This is a genomic window from Flavobacterium sp. B114r (assembly GCF_056824125.1).
In genome coordinates, this window is sequence record NZ_CP124858.1 from 2,346,724 (window position 1) to 2,361,517 (window position 14,794).

14 protein-coding genes and 4 tRNA genes are annotated in these 14,794 nt (G+C 34.8%); 17 read left to right on the forward strand and 1 reads right to left on the reverse strand.

Annotated elements, in window-relative coordinates; all coding sequences use genetic code 11:
- Positions 1–51: 51 nt before the first annotated feature.
- A complete protein-coding gene (locus QLQ94_RS10220; RefSeq protein ID WP_427401432.1) occupies positions 52–1,689 on the reverse strand; it encodes an amino acid permease in 1,638 nt (545 codons plus the stop codon).
- A 267-nt stretch (positions 1,690–1,956) separates the two neighbouring features.
- Between QLQ94_RS10220 and QLQ94_RS10225 the strand changes: the two genes are divergently transcribed.
- From QLQ94_RS10225 to rpoB, 17 genes are all read left to right on the forward strand, one after another.
- Entirely contained in the window at positions 1,957–2,844 is an 888-nt protein-coding gene (locus tag QLQ94_RS10225; RefSeq protein WP_427401431.1) for a ComEA family DNA-binding protein, read from the forward strand.
- Positions 2,845–2,861: 17 nt separating this feature from the next.
- The gene (locus tag QLQ94_RS10230) at positions 2,862–4,004 is read left to right on the forward strand and encodes an acyl-CoA dehydrogenase family protein (RefSeq protein ID WP_271334897.1); all 1,143 of its coding nucleotides are present in this window, start codon (positions 2,862–2,864) and stop codon (positions 4,002–4,004) included.
- A gap of 174 nt (positions 4,005–4,178) precedes the next feature.
- Positions 4,179–4,373 carry a 30S ribosomal protein S21 gene (gene rpsU / locus QLQ94_RS10235; RefSeq protein ID WP_072959426.1) on the forward strand — a complete coding sequence of 65 codons (195 nt, stop codon included), beginning with the start codon at positions 4,179–4,181 and terminating at the stop codon, positions 4,371–4,373.
- Between the two features lie 121 nt (positions 4,374–4,494).
- On the forward strand, positions 4,495–5,388 hold the full coding sequence (locus QLQ94_RS10240; protein ID WP_427401430.1) for a tyrosine-type recombinase/integrase: 894 nt from the start codon (positions 4,495–4,497) through the stop codon (positions 5,386–5,388).
- 34 nt (positions 5,389–5,422) lie between these two features.
- The gene (hpf, locus tag QLQ94_RS10245) at positions 5,423–5,725 is read left to right on the forward strand and encodes a ribosome hibernation-promoting factor, HPF/YfiA family (RefSeq protein ID WP_213302146.1); all 303 of its coding nucleotides are present in this window, start codon (positions 5,423–5,425) and stop codon (positions 5,723–5,725) included.
- Positions 5,726–5,816: 91 nt separating this feature from the next.
- Positions 5,817–5,890, forward strand: a tRNA-Thr gene (locus QLQ94_RS10250).
- A gap of 53 nt (positions 5,891–5,943) precedes the next feature.
- Positions 5,944–6,024: transfer RNA gene (locus QLQ94_RS10255), tRNA-Tyr, on the forward strand.
- Between the two features lie 83 nt (positions 6,025–6,107).
- A tRNA-Thr gene (locus tag QLQ94_RS10260) sits at positions 6,108–6,179 on the forward strand.
- 55 nt (positions 6,180–6,234) lie between these two features.
- Positions 6,235–7,422, forward strand: coding sequence for an elongation factor Tu (tuf, locus tag QLQ94_RS10265; protein WP_072959420.1), 1,188 nt, complete (start codon positions 6,235–6,237; stop codon positions 7,420–7,422).
- Between the two features lie 60 nt (positions 7,423–7,482).
- A tRNA-Trp gene (locus QLQ94_RS10270) sits at positions 7,483–7,553 on the forward strand.
- Positions 7,554–7,572: 19 nt separating this feature from the next.
- The gene (gene secE / locus QLQ94_RS10275; RefSeq protein ID WP_008466927.1) at positions 7,573–7,770 is read left to right on the forward strand and encodes a preprotein translocase subunit SecE; all 198 of its coding nucleotides are present in this window, start codon (positions 7,573–7,575) and stop codon (positions 7,768–7,770) included.
- A 10-nt stretch (positions 7,771–7,780) separates the two neighbouring features.
- A complete protein-coding gene (nusG, locus tag QLQ94_RS10280) occupies positions 7,781–8,332 on the forward strand; it encodes a transcription termination/antitermination protein NusG (RefSeq protein ID WP_271334895.1) in 552 nt (183 codons plus the stop codon).
- A 67-nt stretch (positions 8,333–8,399) separates the two neighbouring features.
- Positions 8,400–8,837 (forward strand): 50S ribosomal protein L11, encoded by a 438-nt coding sequence (gene rplK / locus QLQ94_RS10285; protein WP_007807442.1) that lies wholly within the window; start codon positions 8,400–8,402, stop codon positions 8,835–8,837.
- A gap of 13 nt (positions 8,838–8,850) precedes the next feature.
- Entirely contained in the window at positions 8,851–9,540 is a 690-nt protein-coding gene (gene rplA, locus QLQ94_RS10290; RefSeq protein WP_072944426.1) for a 50S ribosomal protein L1, read from the forward strand.
- 22 nt (positions 9,541–9,562) lie between these two features.
- Entirely contained in the window at positions 9,563–10,069 is a 507-nt protein-coding gene (gene rplJ / locus QLQ94_RS10295) for a 50S ribosomal protein L10 (RefSeq protein ID WP_271334894.1), read from the forward strand.
- Between the two features lie 91 nt (positions 10,070–10,160).
- Positions 10,161–10,532: a 50S ribosomal protein L7/L12 gene (gene rplL / locus QLQ94_RS10300; protein WP_007807437.1), complete on the forward strand. Its 372-nt coding sequence runs from the start codon at positions 10,161–10,163 to the stop codon at positions 10,530–10,532.
- A gap of 264 nt (positions 10,533–10,796) precedes the next feature.
- On the forward strand, positions 10,797–14,609 hold the full coding sequence (gene rpoB, locus QLQ94_RS10305) for a DNA-directed RNA polymerase subunit beta (RefSeq protein ID WP_271334893.1): 3,813 nt from the start codon (positions 10,797–10,799) through the stop codon (positions 14,607–14,609).
- Positions 14,610–14,794: the final 185 nt, after the last annotated feature.

Genomic DNA, 14,794 nt, shown 5'->3' on the forward strand with positions numbered 1-14,794 from the left:
AAAGGGCTCTAAAGTAATTATTACTTCAGAGCCCTTTTTTAATGAAATTATTTATCTTGATTTATTAAAACTGAAAGTAAATATTACGGCATGAATTGCTGCAAATATTAAAGAGAAGTAATACAAGAAAGCTCCATCAGCATTTGCATCTAAATGGTTGATATAAGCAACAGCAACTAATGCTATTACCATAGCGTATCCGGAATAAGCGATAGTTTTATAATTGCCCTCACTAAAAGTACCTTTATTCAATACACTATTTTTCATTCCGTAGAATAAATATAAGTCAAAACCAAGCATCATCCATGCAATTAGTCTGATCCAGGTATCCAATGGTAAAAATACCATCATAAATAAACATACTAATACTCCTGCAATAGGCACGAAAGGTACAAGTGGTGTTCTGAAAGCTCTTGGTGCATCCGGCATTTTTTTACGCATAATCAATACACCAATACAAACAAGGATAAAAGCAAATAAAGTACCAATACTAGTCATTTCTCCTACTACTCTTGCAGGAACAAATGCAGCAAAAAGACTTACAATTACCATAAACAATAAATTGTTTTTTGCCGGAGTTCTAAATTTTGAATGTACTTCAGAGAAAACTTTTGGCATTAACCCATCTTTACTCATAGAGAAAAATACCCTGCTTTGTCCCATTAACATTACTAAAATTACAGAAGCATAACCACCCAGGATAGCAAGTAAAATAGCATTATTCAACCACGGGTATGCCGGAGTAATCATTCCGTTTGCTCCCACATGTCCCATCGATTCAACTGCAATTGCTACAGGCGCGATTCCGTCCTTACCGGCAAAAGCCTGATAATTTACAACCCCAGTCATTACGTGAGCAAAAAGAATATATAAAACAGTACAGATTGCCAATGATAATAAAATTCCGATAGGCATATCTCTTTTAGGGTTTTTAGCTTCTTGTGCTGCAGTAGAGACAGCATCAAAACCAATGTATGCAAAAAATACAATTGCAGCCGCTCTAATTATTCCTGAAAAACCAAATTCTCCAAATTTACCAGTGTTTGCAGGGATATAAGGAGTGTAATTTTCAGGTCTTATGTATTGCCATCCTACAGCAATAAAAACCAATACAACAGTAACTTTTAATAATACAATAATACTGTTTACGAAAGCAGATTCTTTTGTTCCTCTAATTAATATTAAGGACATTATCATTACGATCACTACAGCAGGAACATTAATTATCCCTCCTTCAAAAGGAGAAAGCATATACGACTCGTTGAGATGAATACCATAACCACTAAGGAATTTGCCAAAATACCGCGACCAGCTAATCGAGACCGTTGCTGCTCCTACGGCATATTCTAAGACAAGATCCCATCCAATTATCCATGCTACAAATTCACCCATTGTTGCAAATGAGTAAGTATATGCACTTCCGGCAACTGGAATCATAGAAGAAAATTCAGCATAACATAAACCAGCAAAAACACATCCAAATGCAGCTACAAGAAACGAAATGGTTATCGCCGGACCTGCATTCATAGATGCTGCAAGACCAGTAATCGAAAATAAACCAGCTCCAATAATAGCTCCAATTCCTAAAGCAACCAATCCGGGTGCCGTTAATGTTTTCTTTAATCCTTTTTCGGAATCAGCGGCTTCTGCCAAAAGCTGATTTAATGGTTTTCTTTTCCAAATTGACATATATGTGGTTTTTATTATTATTAAGCTCCAAATGTATAGTTTTTTATAAAAAATAAAAACAATAATTAAGTTTTAAGTTATAAAAAAAGAATATTTAACTTTTCGAAAGCCATTTCTCTTTTATTAGTAGGAGAAGAACTAAAATATGAATTGCAAAAATGTCATTTAGCTTATGTAAATAGTTTTTTATAACGTATAATTGTAGTAAAATATTTATAAATTTATTAAGCTAAAAAAGCTCTAATTAAAATAACTGCATTATATAATATGAATTTCAGTACCATAAAATTATATTTTAAGTTTACAAGTCAACAACGTACGGGAGTTTTTATCCTTTTTGTTATAATAATAGTACTGCAGTTGGTATATTTTTTCGTTGATTTTAGTTTACCCGAAAAATCTTTTCCTGAAAAAGAAGAATGGATGTCTTTACAGTCAGAAATTGATTCGATGAAATTCGTAAAGTCTAATGAAAAGCCAAAAGTGTATTCTTTCAATCCAAATTTTATTACAGATTATAAAGGGTACAAGTTAGGAATGTCAGTTCAGCAGATAGATCGTTTGTTTGCTTTTCGTAAAGAGAATAAATATGTTAGTTCCGCAAAAGAATTTCAGGAAGTGACAAAAATTTCAGATTCTTTATTAAATGTGATGGCTCCTCTATTCAAATTTCCTGATTGGGTTCAGAATAAAAAAGATTTGAAAACAGAAAGAAAAGAATTTGTTCATAAAGAAAACTTTAAAAAAGAAAAAATTATAGTTTTGGATATTAATGAGGCGACGCAGGAGGATTTAATTAAACTTTACGGAATAGGTGAAGCATTATCATTAAGAATATTAAAACAGAAAGAAATCTTGGGATGTTTTGTTTCTATGGAACAGATGAATGATGTTTGGGGACTTTCGCCCGAAGTTATTAGTGAATTGAACTCGCATTTTAAGGTTGTAATTCCTTCAATGTTTAAAAAGATCGCTATAAATGAAGCGTCATTAAAAGAGTTATCACAGTTTTCGTATTTTAGATATACCTTGGCAAAACAAATTGTCACGTATCGAAGTATGAACGGAAATATTAATAATATTGAGGATTTGTCAAAAATTAAAGGTTTTCCTGTTGATAAAGCAAAAATAATTAGTTTATATTTGGAGTTCTAAAACAAAAGCAGCTTACAATGAATTTTGAATATAACGAAACGCAGTCAATGATTGCTCAATCTATAAGAGATTTTGCCGAAAAAAATATCAGACCTAATATAATGGAATGGGACGAGGCTCAGATTTTTCCAATTCCTTTGTTTAAAAAATTAGGCGAAATGGGATTTATGGGAGTTTTAGTTCCTGAAGAATATGGCGGATCAGGTTTAGGTTATCATGAATATATTACAGTTGTAGAGGAAATTTCAAAAGTAGATCCTTCAATTGGTTTATCAGTCGCAGCTCATAATTCATTATGCACCAATCACATCTTAACTTTTGGAAATGAAGAGCAAAAGAAAAAATGGCTGCCAAAATTAGCGACCGCAGAATATATAGGAGCCTGGGGTTTAACCGAGCATAATACAGGTTCAGATGCCGGCGGAATGAATACAACAGCTGTTAAAGATGGTGATGAATGGATTGTAAACGGAGCTAAGAATTTTATAACTCATGCTATTTCCGGAGACATTGCAGTTGTAATAGTTCGAACGGGAGAAAAAGGTGATTCAAAAGGAATGACCGCTTTTGTTTTTGAAAAAGGAATGAAAGGATTTACTTCAGGTAAAAAAGAAAATAAACTTGGAATGCGTGCCAGCGAAACTGCAGAATTGGTTTTTGATGGTTGCCGTGTTCCTGATGCAAATAGATTAGGAGAAGTAGGCCAGGGATTTGTTCAGGCTATGAAAATATTAGATGGAGGACGTATTTCAATCGGAGCTTTGTCATTAGGGATTGCAAAAGGTGCATACGAAGCTGCTCTTAAATATTCAAAAGAGAGACATCAGTTTGGTCAGCCTATTAGTAATTTTCAGGGAATTTCATTTAAATTAGCTGATATGGCTACGGAGATCGAAGCATCGGAATTATTGCTTCATAAAGCAGCTTTCTTAAAGCAGCAACATAAGCCCGTTACAACACTTGGAGCAATGGCAAAAATGTATGCCTCAGAAGCTTGTGTTAGAATTGCAAACGAAGCCGTTCAGATCCATGGTGGTTATGGTTATACAAAAGATTATCCTGTAGAGAAATTTTATAGAGACTCGAAGTTGTGTACAATAGGAGAAGGAACTACCGAAATTCAGAAAGTAGTTATCTCTAGAAATTTATTAAAAGAATAAAGAATAAAGCATAAATCTTGCTTAATTGTCTCATTAATAAGAGATGGTTTTTTTAAGTGTATTCTCTTTTTTCTATCTTCTTTTTTCTTTGAAAAAAATAATTGATAATTTATAACCCGAAATCAATAATTAATATATACTTTTGCACACTTAACGAAAGGGGGTGTCTATATTATGTTAATTATACCAATTAAAGACGGAGAAAATATCGATAGAGCATTAAAGCGCTATAAAAGAAAATTTGATAAAACAGGAACTGTTCGTCAATTAAGAGCGCGTACTGCTTTTATTAAGCCTTCTGTTAAAAATAGAATCAAAATTCAAAAAGCAGCTTACATTCAAAACATGAAAGATGGTTTAGAAAGTTAGTATTAGCTTATCAGAAATAATTGCCGTTAGTTATCAAAATTTTGATACTAACGGTTTTTTTATGCTTAATTTTGAGATAAATAATATTCGCTGTAAGTAGAGGGAAAAAAGTACTTATTTTATGAAAGCAAATAAAGAAGCATTTCGGGATTATCTTCAATTAGAGAAAAAGTATTCAGTTCACACTATTAATGCTTATTTGAATGATATTTCATTTTTTGAAACATTCAATAAAACTCATTTTGATCAGGAGAATATCGAACAGGTTAATTATAGTCAGATAAGAAGTTGGATTGTTTCTCTGGTTGATCAGGATATTTCAAATGTTTCTGTAAATCGAAAGATGTCATCTCTAAAAGCGTTTTATAAGTTCCTTTTAAAAACAAAACAAATAGAAGTTAGCCCAATGTTGAGGCATAAGGCCTTGAAGACGCCTAAAATTGTGCAGATTCCTTTTTCTGAAAAAGAATTGGCAGATCTAATGCAGCAGTTTGGTGATCCATCCGGGTTTGAGGAGGTGAGGGATAAGCTTATTGTTGATCTTTTTTATACAACAGGAATGCGGAGAGCAGAACTGATAAATTTAATGAGATACAATGTCGATTTGTCTTCTAATGTGATTAAGGTTTTAGGAAAGCGAAATAAAGAACGTATTATTCCTGTCTTGCCAATTATTGTCGAACAGTTTAATTTGTATCTGCAGGAAAGAACTTCCGTTGAAAAGATAGTCGATGGTGATTATTTTTTTATTTCAGGAAAAGGGTTAAAATTGAGTGAATCTTTTGTGTATCGATTAATAAATTCATACTTTAGTAAAGTCTCCGAAAAGGTAAAAAAAAGTCCACATGTGCTTCGGCATACTTTTGCGACTCACTTATTAAATAATGGAGCAGATTTAAATTCAGTTAAAGAATTGTTAGGACATTCTAGTTTGGCATCCACACAAGTTTATACTCATAATAGTTTGGCAGAGCTTAAAAAGGTGTATGGTAATGCGCATCCGAGGAATAAATAACAGTTCTGAAATGTTTAACCCTAAAATTTGTATTATGAAGGTAGATGTTCATGCAGTTAACTTTACTGTTGACAGAAAATTAGTGGATTTTATTCAGGAAAGAATGGATAAATTAGAAAAGTATTACGATCGAGTTGTTTCGGCTGACATTTTTTTAAAAGTCGAAAGAACAAGTGATAAGGAGAATAAGGCAGTAGAGATTAAGATTAATGTTCCTGGAGATGATTTTTTGGTTAAAAAACAGTGCAAAACCTTTGAAGAGGCGATTGAGCTTTCGGCAGAATCTTTAGAGCGTGTATTAGTAAAAAGGAAAGAAAAAATAAGAGCACACATATAATTGAAAATTTTTTTGAAAAAATGTTTTGATTAAAAGATAAAATAGCTACATTTGCAGTCCGTTAGAAATAGCGGACTTTTTTATTGATATTGCCAGCGTAGCTCAGTTGGCTAGAGCAGCTGATTTGTAATCAGCAGGTCGTGGGTTCGAGTCCCTCCGCCGGCTCTAAAATTTCAAATGCGATTTGAAATTGTTCATACGATTATTGATAAAAAAAAGGGGAGATACTCAAGCGGCCAACGAGGGCAGACTGTAAATCTGCTGTGTGAACTTCGCAGGTTCGAATCCTGCTCTCCCCACAAAAAGAAGTTAAGGTTTTAGGACGTAGATTTCAGGTTTTAAAACTAAAATCTTTGAAATGCAATCTAAATCAGAACTCTCTGCCGACTTAGCTCAGAGGTAGAGTGCTTCCTTGGTAAGGAAGAGGTCACGGGTTCAATTCCCGTAGTTGGCTCAAGTAAGTAGGAAATTGAAAATTAATATATAACTAAGATTAAAAATTAAGTAAAATGGCAAAGGAGAATTTTAATCGTTCCAAACCGCACTTAAACATAGGTACAATTGGACACGTGGATCACGGAAAAACTACATTAACTGCAGCAATTACAAAGGTATTGTCTGATGCTGGTTACTGTCAAGCAAAATCGTTTGATCAAATCGATAACGCTCCAGAGGAGAAAGAAAGAGGTATTACTATTAATACATCACACGTAGAGTATGAAACAGCTAATCGTCACTACGCTCACGTTGACTGTCCAGGTCACGCGGATTACGTAAAGAACATGGTTACTGGTGCTGCTCAAATGGACGGAGCTATCTTAGTAGTTGCTGCTACAGATGGTCCAATGCCACAAACTCGTGAGCACATCCTTTTAGGTCGCCAGGTTGGTATTCCTAGAATGGTTGTTTTTATGAACAAAGTTGACATGGTTGATGACGCTGAGTTATTAGAGCTTGTTGAAATGGAAATTAGAGATTTATTATCTTTCTACGAATATGATGGAGATAATGGACCAGTTGTTCAAGGTTCTGCTTTAGGAGGATTGAATAATGATCCTGCTTGGGTTCCTAAAATTCTTGAATTGATGGAAGCTGTAGATTCTTGGATCGAAGAGCCAATCCGTGATACTGCAAAACCATTCTTGATGCCAGTTGAGGATGTATTTACAATTACTGGTCGTGGAACTGTTGCTACAGGACGTATCGAAACTGGTATTGCTAATACAGGAGATGCTGTTGAAATCATTGGTATGGGAGCTGACAAATTAACTTCTACTATTACAGGAGTTGAGATGTTCCGTAAAATTCTTGACAGAGGAGAAGCTGGAGATAACGTAGGTTTATTGTTAAGAGGTGTTGATAAAGAATCTATCAAAAGAGGAATGGTTATCATTAAGCCAGGATCAGTAAAACCACACGCTACTTTCAAAGCTGAGGTTTATATCTTGAAAAAAGAAGAAGGTGGACGTCATACTCCATTCCATAATAACTACCGTCCACAGTTCTACGTACGTACAACTGACGTAACAGGAGTTATTACTTTACCAGAAGGAGTAGAGATGGTAATGCCAGGAGACAACTTGACAATTAATGTTGCTTTATTAAGCCCAATCGCAATGAGCGTAGGTTTACGTTTTGCTATCCGTGAAGGTGGTAGAACAGTAGGAGCAGGTCAGGTAACTGAAATCGTAGGATAATCCTATAAATATTATAAAAAGCCAGCTGATTCTCTTAACTGAAATCACTGGCTTTTAATTACGGGCGTAGTTCAAGGGTAGAATAGCGGTCTCCAAAACCGTTGATGGGGGTTCGAATCCCTCCGCCCGTGCAATAAAAAAATATATCAAATGACAAAAGTTACGAATTATTTATCAGAGGCTTTCGAAGAGTTAAAGTCAAATGTTACTTGGCCTGCTTGGGCTGAGGTTCAAAAATTGACAATTGTTGTGGCTGTATTTTCGATCTTATTCGCTTTGGCAACATGGGGAGTAGACGAATTTTTTGCAAAAGCTTTGGCTGGATTTTTTAACTGGTTAAAAGGATAATTTTTTTGTGATGGCAGATAATAATGTGAAAAAATGGTACGTAGTAAGAGCTGTAAGCGGACAAGAAAATAAAGTCAAAGCTTACATCGAAACTGAGATTGCCAGATTAGGTATGGGTGATTATGTTTCCCAGGTTTTAGTGCCTACAGAAAAAGTAGTTACTGTAAAAGAAGGAAAGAAAATGTCTAAGGATAAAGTTTATTTTCCTGGGTATGTTATGATCGAAGCCAACTTGGTTGGTGAGATACCTCATATTATTAAGTCTATTACTAGTGTAATTGGATTTTTAGGTGAGATCAAAGGTGGAGAACCTGTTCCTTTGAGACTTTCTGAAGTAAATAGAATGTTAGGTAAAGTAGATGAGTTAGCTGTAAATACAGATACTCGTGCAATTCCTTTCAACTTAGGTGAAACTGTTAAAGTGATCGATGGTCCATTTAACGGCTTTAATGGTACGGTTGAAAAAATAAATGATGAAAAGCGTAAACTTGAAGTTATGGTTAAGATTTTCGGAAGAAAAACACCATTAGAATTGAGTTTTATGCAAGTTGAAAAAGTATAATTTTTGTTACATCTATAATAACCACTATAATTGCTTCCTATGATTATAGTGTTAAATTTTTTAAAAAATGGCTAAAGAAATTAGTAAGGTAGTTAAACTACAAGTTAAGGGAGGTGCTGCGAATCCGTCGCCACCGGTTGGACCTGCTTTAGGAGCTGCTGGGGTTAATATCATGGAGTTCTGTAAGCAGTTCAATGCTAGAACACAAGATAAACCTGGCAAAATATGCCCAGTGCAAATTACTGTGTATAAAGACAAATCATTTGATTTTGTTGTAAAAACTCCTCCAGCTGCTGTCCAATTATTGGAAGCTGCAAAGCTAAAGTCTGGATCAGGTGAACCAAATCGTAAAAAAGTAGCTAGCGTTACTTGGGACGTTATCAAAGCAATTGCTGAAGATAAAATGGTAGATTTAAATGCATTCACAATCGAATCTGCAATGAGCATGATCGCTGGAACTGCTAGATCTATGGGTATAACTGTATCAGGAGATGCTCCTTTTTAATTAAGAGAAAGAAATGGCAAAATTAACAAAAAAGCAAAAAGAGGCTGCTTCAAAAATTGAAAAGAACAAACTATACTCTTTAAAAGATGCAGCTGCATTAATTAAAGTTATAGCTTCTGCAAAATTTGATGAGTCTGTTGATATCGCAGTTCGTTTGGGTGTAGATCCAAGAAAAGCGAATCAAATGGTTAGAGGTGTAGTTACATTACCTCACGGAACAGGTAAAGACGTTAAAGTATTAGCATTAGTTACTCCAGATAAAGAAGCAGAAGCTTTAGCTGCTGGAGCTGATTATGTAGGTCTTGACGATTATTTACAAAAAATTAAAGATGGTTGGACAGATGTTGATGTTATTATCACTATGCCAGCTGTTATGGGTAAATTAGGTCCATTAGGTCGTATTTTAGGACCTAGAGGTTTAATGCCAAACCCTAAAACAGGTACTGTAACTATGGATGTTGCAAAAGCTGTTGCAGAGGTTAAAGCTGGTAAAATTGACTTTAAAGTTGATAAAACTGGTATCGTACATGCAGGAATTGGTAAAGTTTCTTTTGGAGCTGAGCAAATTTATGACAATGCACACGAAATTATTCAAACATTAATCAAACTTAAACCAACTGCTGCTAAAGGTACCTATATTAAAGGTATTCACCTTACAAGCACTATGAGTCCTGCAATTGCATTGGACCCTAAAGCAGTATAATTGGTAGTTAATAATTTTTAGTATGACTAGAGAAGAAAAATCAATCGCGATTGAAGATTTAACTGCACAGTTAGCTGGTACAAATATTATTTATGTATCTGATATTTCTGGATTAAACGCAGAAACGACTTCAAACTTGAGAAGAGCTTGTTACAAAGCAGGTATTAAATTAGAGGTTGTAAAAAATACATTGCTTGCAAAAGCAATGGAAGCTTCTGCTAATGACTATGGTGATTTACCTTCAGTATTGACTGGTAATAGTGCTATATTTATTTCAGATGTAGCAAATGCACCTGGAAAAATAATTAAAGATTTCAGAAAAAAATCGGCTAAACCTTTATTAAAAGGAGCTTATATTAATTCTGAAGTTTATATTGGAGATGATCAATTAGATGCATTAGCAACTATTAAATCTAAAGAAGAACTTCTTGGAGAGCTTATTGGATTATTGCAATCACCAGCACAAAGAGTTATCTCTGCTTTACAAAACCAATTCGCAAACAGCGAAGAGGCTGAAACTGAAGCATAATAACAAATGCAGGAAATTTTATTTCCTTGCTGCTTAAATAGCGCACAATAAATAAATTATATTTTACAAATCATTTTAAACGATAGAAAAAATGGCAGATTTGAAACAATTCGCAGAACAATTAGTTAACTTAACAGTTAAAGAAGTTAACGAATTAGCAACAATATTAAAAGACGAGTATGGTATCGAGCCTGCTGCTGCAGCTGTTGTAGTTGCTGCTGGTGGTGGAGAAGGTGCTGCTGAAGAAGCACAAACTGAATTTACAGTTGTATTAAAAGAAGCTGGTGCTTCTAAATTAGCAGTTGTAAAATTAGTAAAAGAACTTACAGGTTTAGGTTTGAAAGAAGCTAAAGATGTAGTTGACGGTGCTCCAAGTAACGTTAAAGAAGGTGTTTCTAAAGAAGAGGCTGAAGGTCTTAAAAAATCATTAGAAGAAGCTGGAGCTGTAGTTGAACTTAAATAAGTTTACTCGGTTTTAAGAACTAGGTTTAGGTCTTGAGTTAACACTCAATGGCCTAAACCATTTTTCGTATAATAAAATATATCAAGTTTTATTATCAAATAGTTTAAAATACGAAAAAGTTTTTGATCAGTACGAAGAAAAAAAATTAACCAATTTTTACCGGGTTATTTTTAAAGATGTATTGATTACAAAAAGAAGGTATCAATTAAACATTGTGTTTTTACACAAAAAACTACTTTTTTTTAATCAAAATTTTGTCCATTGATGATAACAAATCAGACTGAAAGATTGAATTTTGCCTCTACAAAAAACATACCTCAATATCCGGATTTTCTTGATGTTCAGGTAAAATCGTTTAAAGATTTTTTTCAATTAGAAACAAAATCTGACGAAAGAGGCGACGAAGGGTTGTACAACACCTTCATGGAAAACTTTCCAATTACAGATACTAGAAATAACTTTGTACTGGAGTTCCTTGATTATTTTGTAGATCCACCACGTTATACCATTCAAGAATGTATAGAGAGAGGTCTTACTTATAGTGTGCCTTTAAAAGCCAGGTTAAAACTATACTGTACAGATCCAGAACACGAAGATTTTGAAACTATTGTACAAGATGTTTATCTTGGAACAATACCTTATATGACTCCAAGCGGTACTTTTGTGATCAATGGTGCTGAGCGTGTGGTAGTATCTCAACTACACCGTTCTCCTGGGGTTTTCTTTGGACAATCATTCCACGCAAATGGAACAAAACTTTATTCTGCCAGAGTAATTCCTTTTAAAGGATCCTGGATAGAATTTTCTACAGATATAAACAGCGTAATGTATGCTTATATTGATAGAAAGAAAAAATTACCTGTTACAACTTTATTCCGTGCTATTGGATTTGAAAGAGATAAGGATATCCTTGAGATTTTCGACCTTGCAGAGGAAATTAAAGTTTCTAAAACAGGAATTAAAAAATATATTGGAAGAAGACTTGCTGCACGTGTATTGAACACTTGGCACGAGGATTTCGTTGATGAAGATACCGGTGAGGTAGTTTCTATCGAACGTAACGAAATCATCCTTGATAGAGATACTATTATCGACAAAGATAATGTTGAAGAAATCATTGATGCAAACGTAAAATCAATTTTGTTACATAAAGAGGATAATAACCAGGCAGATTATGGTATTATTCACAATACATTACAAAAAGATCCAACAAACTCTGAAAAAGAAGCTGTTGAGCATATCTACAGACAATTGCGTAATGCAGAACCGCCTGATGAAGAAACTGCTCGTGGTATTATAGATAAATTGTTCTTCTCAGATCAACGTTATAACTTAGGTGAAGTTGGTCGTTACAGAATGAACAAAAAACTTGGTTTAGATATCCCTATGGAAAAGCAAGTGCTTACCAAAGAAGATATCATTACCATTGTAAAATATTTGATCGAATTGATCAACTCTAAAGCAGAGATTGATGATATTGATCACTTATCAAACCGTCGTGTTAGAACAGTTGGAGAACAATTGTCTCAACAATTCGGTGTTGGTTTAGCGCGTATGGCGAGAACTATTCGTGAGAGAATGAACGTTAGAGATAACGAGGTGTTTACACCAATCGATTTGATTAATGCTAAAACATTATCATCGGTTATCAACTCTTTCTTTGGTACGAACCAGTTATCTCAATTTATGGATCAAACGAATCCATTAGCTGAGATTACACACAAAAGAAGACTTTCTGCCCTTGGACCTGGTGGACTTTCGAGAGAAAGAGCTGGATTTGAGGTTCGTGACGTTCACTATACACACTATGGTCGTTTATGTCCGATTGAAACTCCAGAGGGACCAAACATTGGTTTGATTTCATCTCTTGGTGTTTATGCAAAAGTTAACGGAATGGGTTTCATCGAAACTCCTTACCGTAAAGTTACAGATGGTGTAGTTGATTTAGTAAGTACACCTATCTATTTAAGTGCTGAAGAAGAAGAAGGAAAAATGATTGCTCAGGCAAACATTGAAATGGATGAGACTGGTAAAATCACGGCGACTAATGTTATTGCTCGTGAGGAAGGTGACTTCCCGGTTGTTGAACCTTCTGCAGTACACTATACAGACGTTGCTCCTAACCAGATTGCTTCGATTTCGGCTTCATTGATTCCTTTCTTGGAACATGATGATGCGAATAGAGCCTTGATGGGATCTAACATGATGCGTCAGGCGGTTCCTTTGATCCGTCCGGAAGCACCAATTGTTGGTACAGGTTTAGAGCGTCAGGTAGCTTCAGATTCTAGAGTATTGATTAATGCTGAAGGAGATGGAACTATAGAGTATGTTGATGCAAACATCATTACTATCAAATACGACCGTACTGAAGAAGAAAGAATGGTAAGTTTTGATTCTGATGAAAAAACATACAACTTAATTAAATTTAGAAAAACAAATCAAGGAACAAGTATCAACTTGAAACCAATCGTAAGAAAAGGTGACAGAGTAGTTCTTGGACAAGTATTATCAGAAGGGTATGCTACTCAAAATGGTGAATTAGCTTTAGGTAGAAACTTAAAAGTTGCGTTCATGCCATGGAAAGGGTATAACTTTGAGGATGCGATTGTAATTTCTGAAAAAGTAGTTCGTGATGATATTTTTACTTCTATCCACGTTGATGATTATTCATTAGAGGTTAGAGATACTAAGTTAGGAAATGAAGAGTTAACAAACGATATTCCTAACGTTTCTGAAGAAGCTACTAAAGATTTAGATGAAAACGGTATGATCAGAATTGGTGCAGAGGTTAAACCTGGCGACATTTTGATCGGAAAAATTACACCAAAAGGAGAGTCAGATCCTACTCCGGAAGAGAAATTGCTTCGTGCAATCTTCGGGGATAAAGCAGGAGATGTAAAAGATGCTTCATTAAAAGCGTCTCCATCTTTACACGGTGTAGTTCTTGACAAAAAATTATTTGCAAGAGCCGTAAAAGATAAACGTAAACGTACTCAGGATAAAGATGCTTTAGGCGCTTTAGAAATGGAATTCGAAACTAAATTTGTTGAATTGAAAGACAGATTGGTTGAGAAATTATTCTTGATCGTGAACGGAAAAACATCTCAAGGTGTAATGAATGATTTGGGTGAAGAAGTTTTACCAAAAGGTAAAAAATATACTCAGAAAATGCTTTACGCAGTAGAAGATTTTGCTCACTTAAGCAAAGGTCAATGGGTTGCTGATGATGCTACTAATAAAATGGTTAATGATTTAATTCATAACTATAAAATTAAGCTAAACGACTTACAAGGAGCTTTAAGAAGAGAAAAATTCACTATTACAGTCGGAGATGAATTGCCATCTGGAATCTTGAAATTAGCGAAAATTTATATCGCTAAAAAGCGTAAGTTGAAAGTAGGGGATAAAATGGCTGGACGTCACGGTAACAAAGGTATTGTTGCAAGAATCGTCCGTCATGAAGATATGCCTTTCCTTGAAGACGGAACACCGGTAGATATCGTATTGAATCCACTTGGGGTACCTTCACGTATGAACATTGGTCAGATTTATGAGACTGTTCTTGGATGGGCTGGACAAAATTTAGGTAGAAAATTTGCTACTCCAATTTTTGATGGTGCTTCTTTAGACCAAATCAATGAATTAACTGATGAAGCTGGAGTTCCACGTTTCGGACATACACACCTTTATGATGGTGGTACTGGAGAGCGTTTCCATCAAGCTGCAACTGTGGGAGTAATTTACATGCTTAAATTAGGACACATGGTTGATGATAAGATGCACGCGCGTTCTATTGGTCCATACTCGTTGATTACTCAACAACCACTTGGAGGTAAAGCTCAATTTGGAGGTCAGCGTTTTGGAGAGATGGAGGTTTGGGCACTTGAAGCTTATGGAGCATCAAGTACACTACGTGAAATCTTAACAGTTAAGTCGGATGACGTTATTGGTAGAGCTAAAACTTACGAAGCTATCGTTAAGGGAGAGTCTATGCCAGAACCGGGATTACCAGAATCATTCAATGTATTAATGCATGAATTGAAAGGTCTTGGACTTGACATTCGTTTAGAAGAATAAATAAAGTTTTCAGTTACAGTCTCAGTATTCAGTTCAACACTGGAAGCTGAGACTGAAGCTGTTTATTAAAATAAAAGTTTTTAGGATTTATACCCGTAACCCGTTCCGATTTTTTATTTAGACCTGAAAAGTTTTATAATTAGCGCTTCAACATTGATGTTTGAAGTTTAGAGAAGTAATCCGAG

Coding starts and splice junctions, on each gene's coding strand:
- QLQ94_RS10220 (WP_427401432.1), bottom strand. CDS start 1,689: ATGTCAATTTGGAAAAGAAAACCATTAAATCAGCTTTTGGCAGAAGCC.
- QLQ94_RS10225 (WP_427401431.1), top strand. CDS start 1,957: ATGAATTTCAGTACCATAAAATTATATTTTAAGTTTACAAGTCAACAA.
- QLQ94_RS10230 (WP_271334897.1), top strand. CDS start 2,862: ATGAATTTTGAATATAACGAAACGCAGTCAATGATTGCTCAATCTATA.
- rpsU (WP_072959426.1), top strand. CDS start 4,179: ATGTTAATTATACCAATTAAAGACGGAGAAAATATCGATAGAGCATTA.
- QLQ94_RS10240 (WP_427401430.1), top strand. CDS start 4,495: ATGAAAGCAAATAAAGAAGCATTTCGGGATTATCTTCAATTAGAGAAA.
- hpf (WP_213302146.1), top strand. CDS start 5,423: ATGAAGGTAGATGTTCATGCAGTTAACTTTACTGTTGACAGAAAATTA.
- tuf (WP_072959420.1), top strand. CDS start 6,235: ATGGCAAAGGAGAATTTTAATCGTTCCAAACCGCACTTAAACATAGGT.
- secE (WP_008466927.1), top strand. CDS start 7,573: ATGACAAAAGTTACGAATTATTTATCAGAGGCTTTCGAAGAGTTAAAG.
- nusG (WP_271334895.1), top strand. CDS start 7,781: ATGGCAGATAATAATGTGAAAAAATGGTACGTAGTAAGAGCTGTAAGC.
- rplK (WP_007807442.1), top strand. CDS start 8,400: ATGGCTAAAGAAATTAGTAAGGTAGTTAAACTACAAGTTAAGGGAGGT.
- rplA (WP_072944426.1), top strand. CDS start 8,851: ATGGCAAAATTAACAAAAAAGCAAAAAGAGGCTGCTTCAAAAATTGAA.
- rplJ (WP_271334894.1), top strand. CDS start 9,563: ATGACTAGAGAAGAAAAATCAATCGCGATTGAAGATTTAACTGCACAG.
- rplL (WP_007807437.1), top strand. CDS start 10,161: ATGGCAGATTTGAAACAATTCGCAGAACAATTAGTTAACTTAACAGTT.
- rpoB (WP_271334893.1), top strand. CDS start 10,797: ATGATAACAAATCAGACTGAAAGATTGAATTTTGCCTCTACAAAAAAC.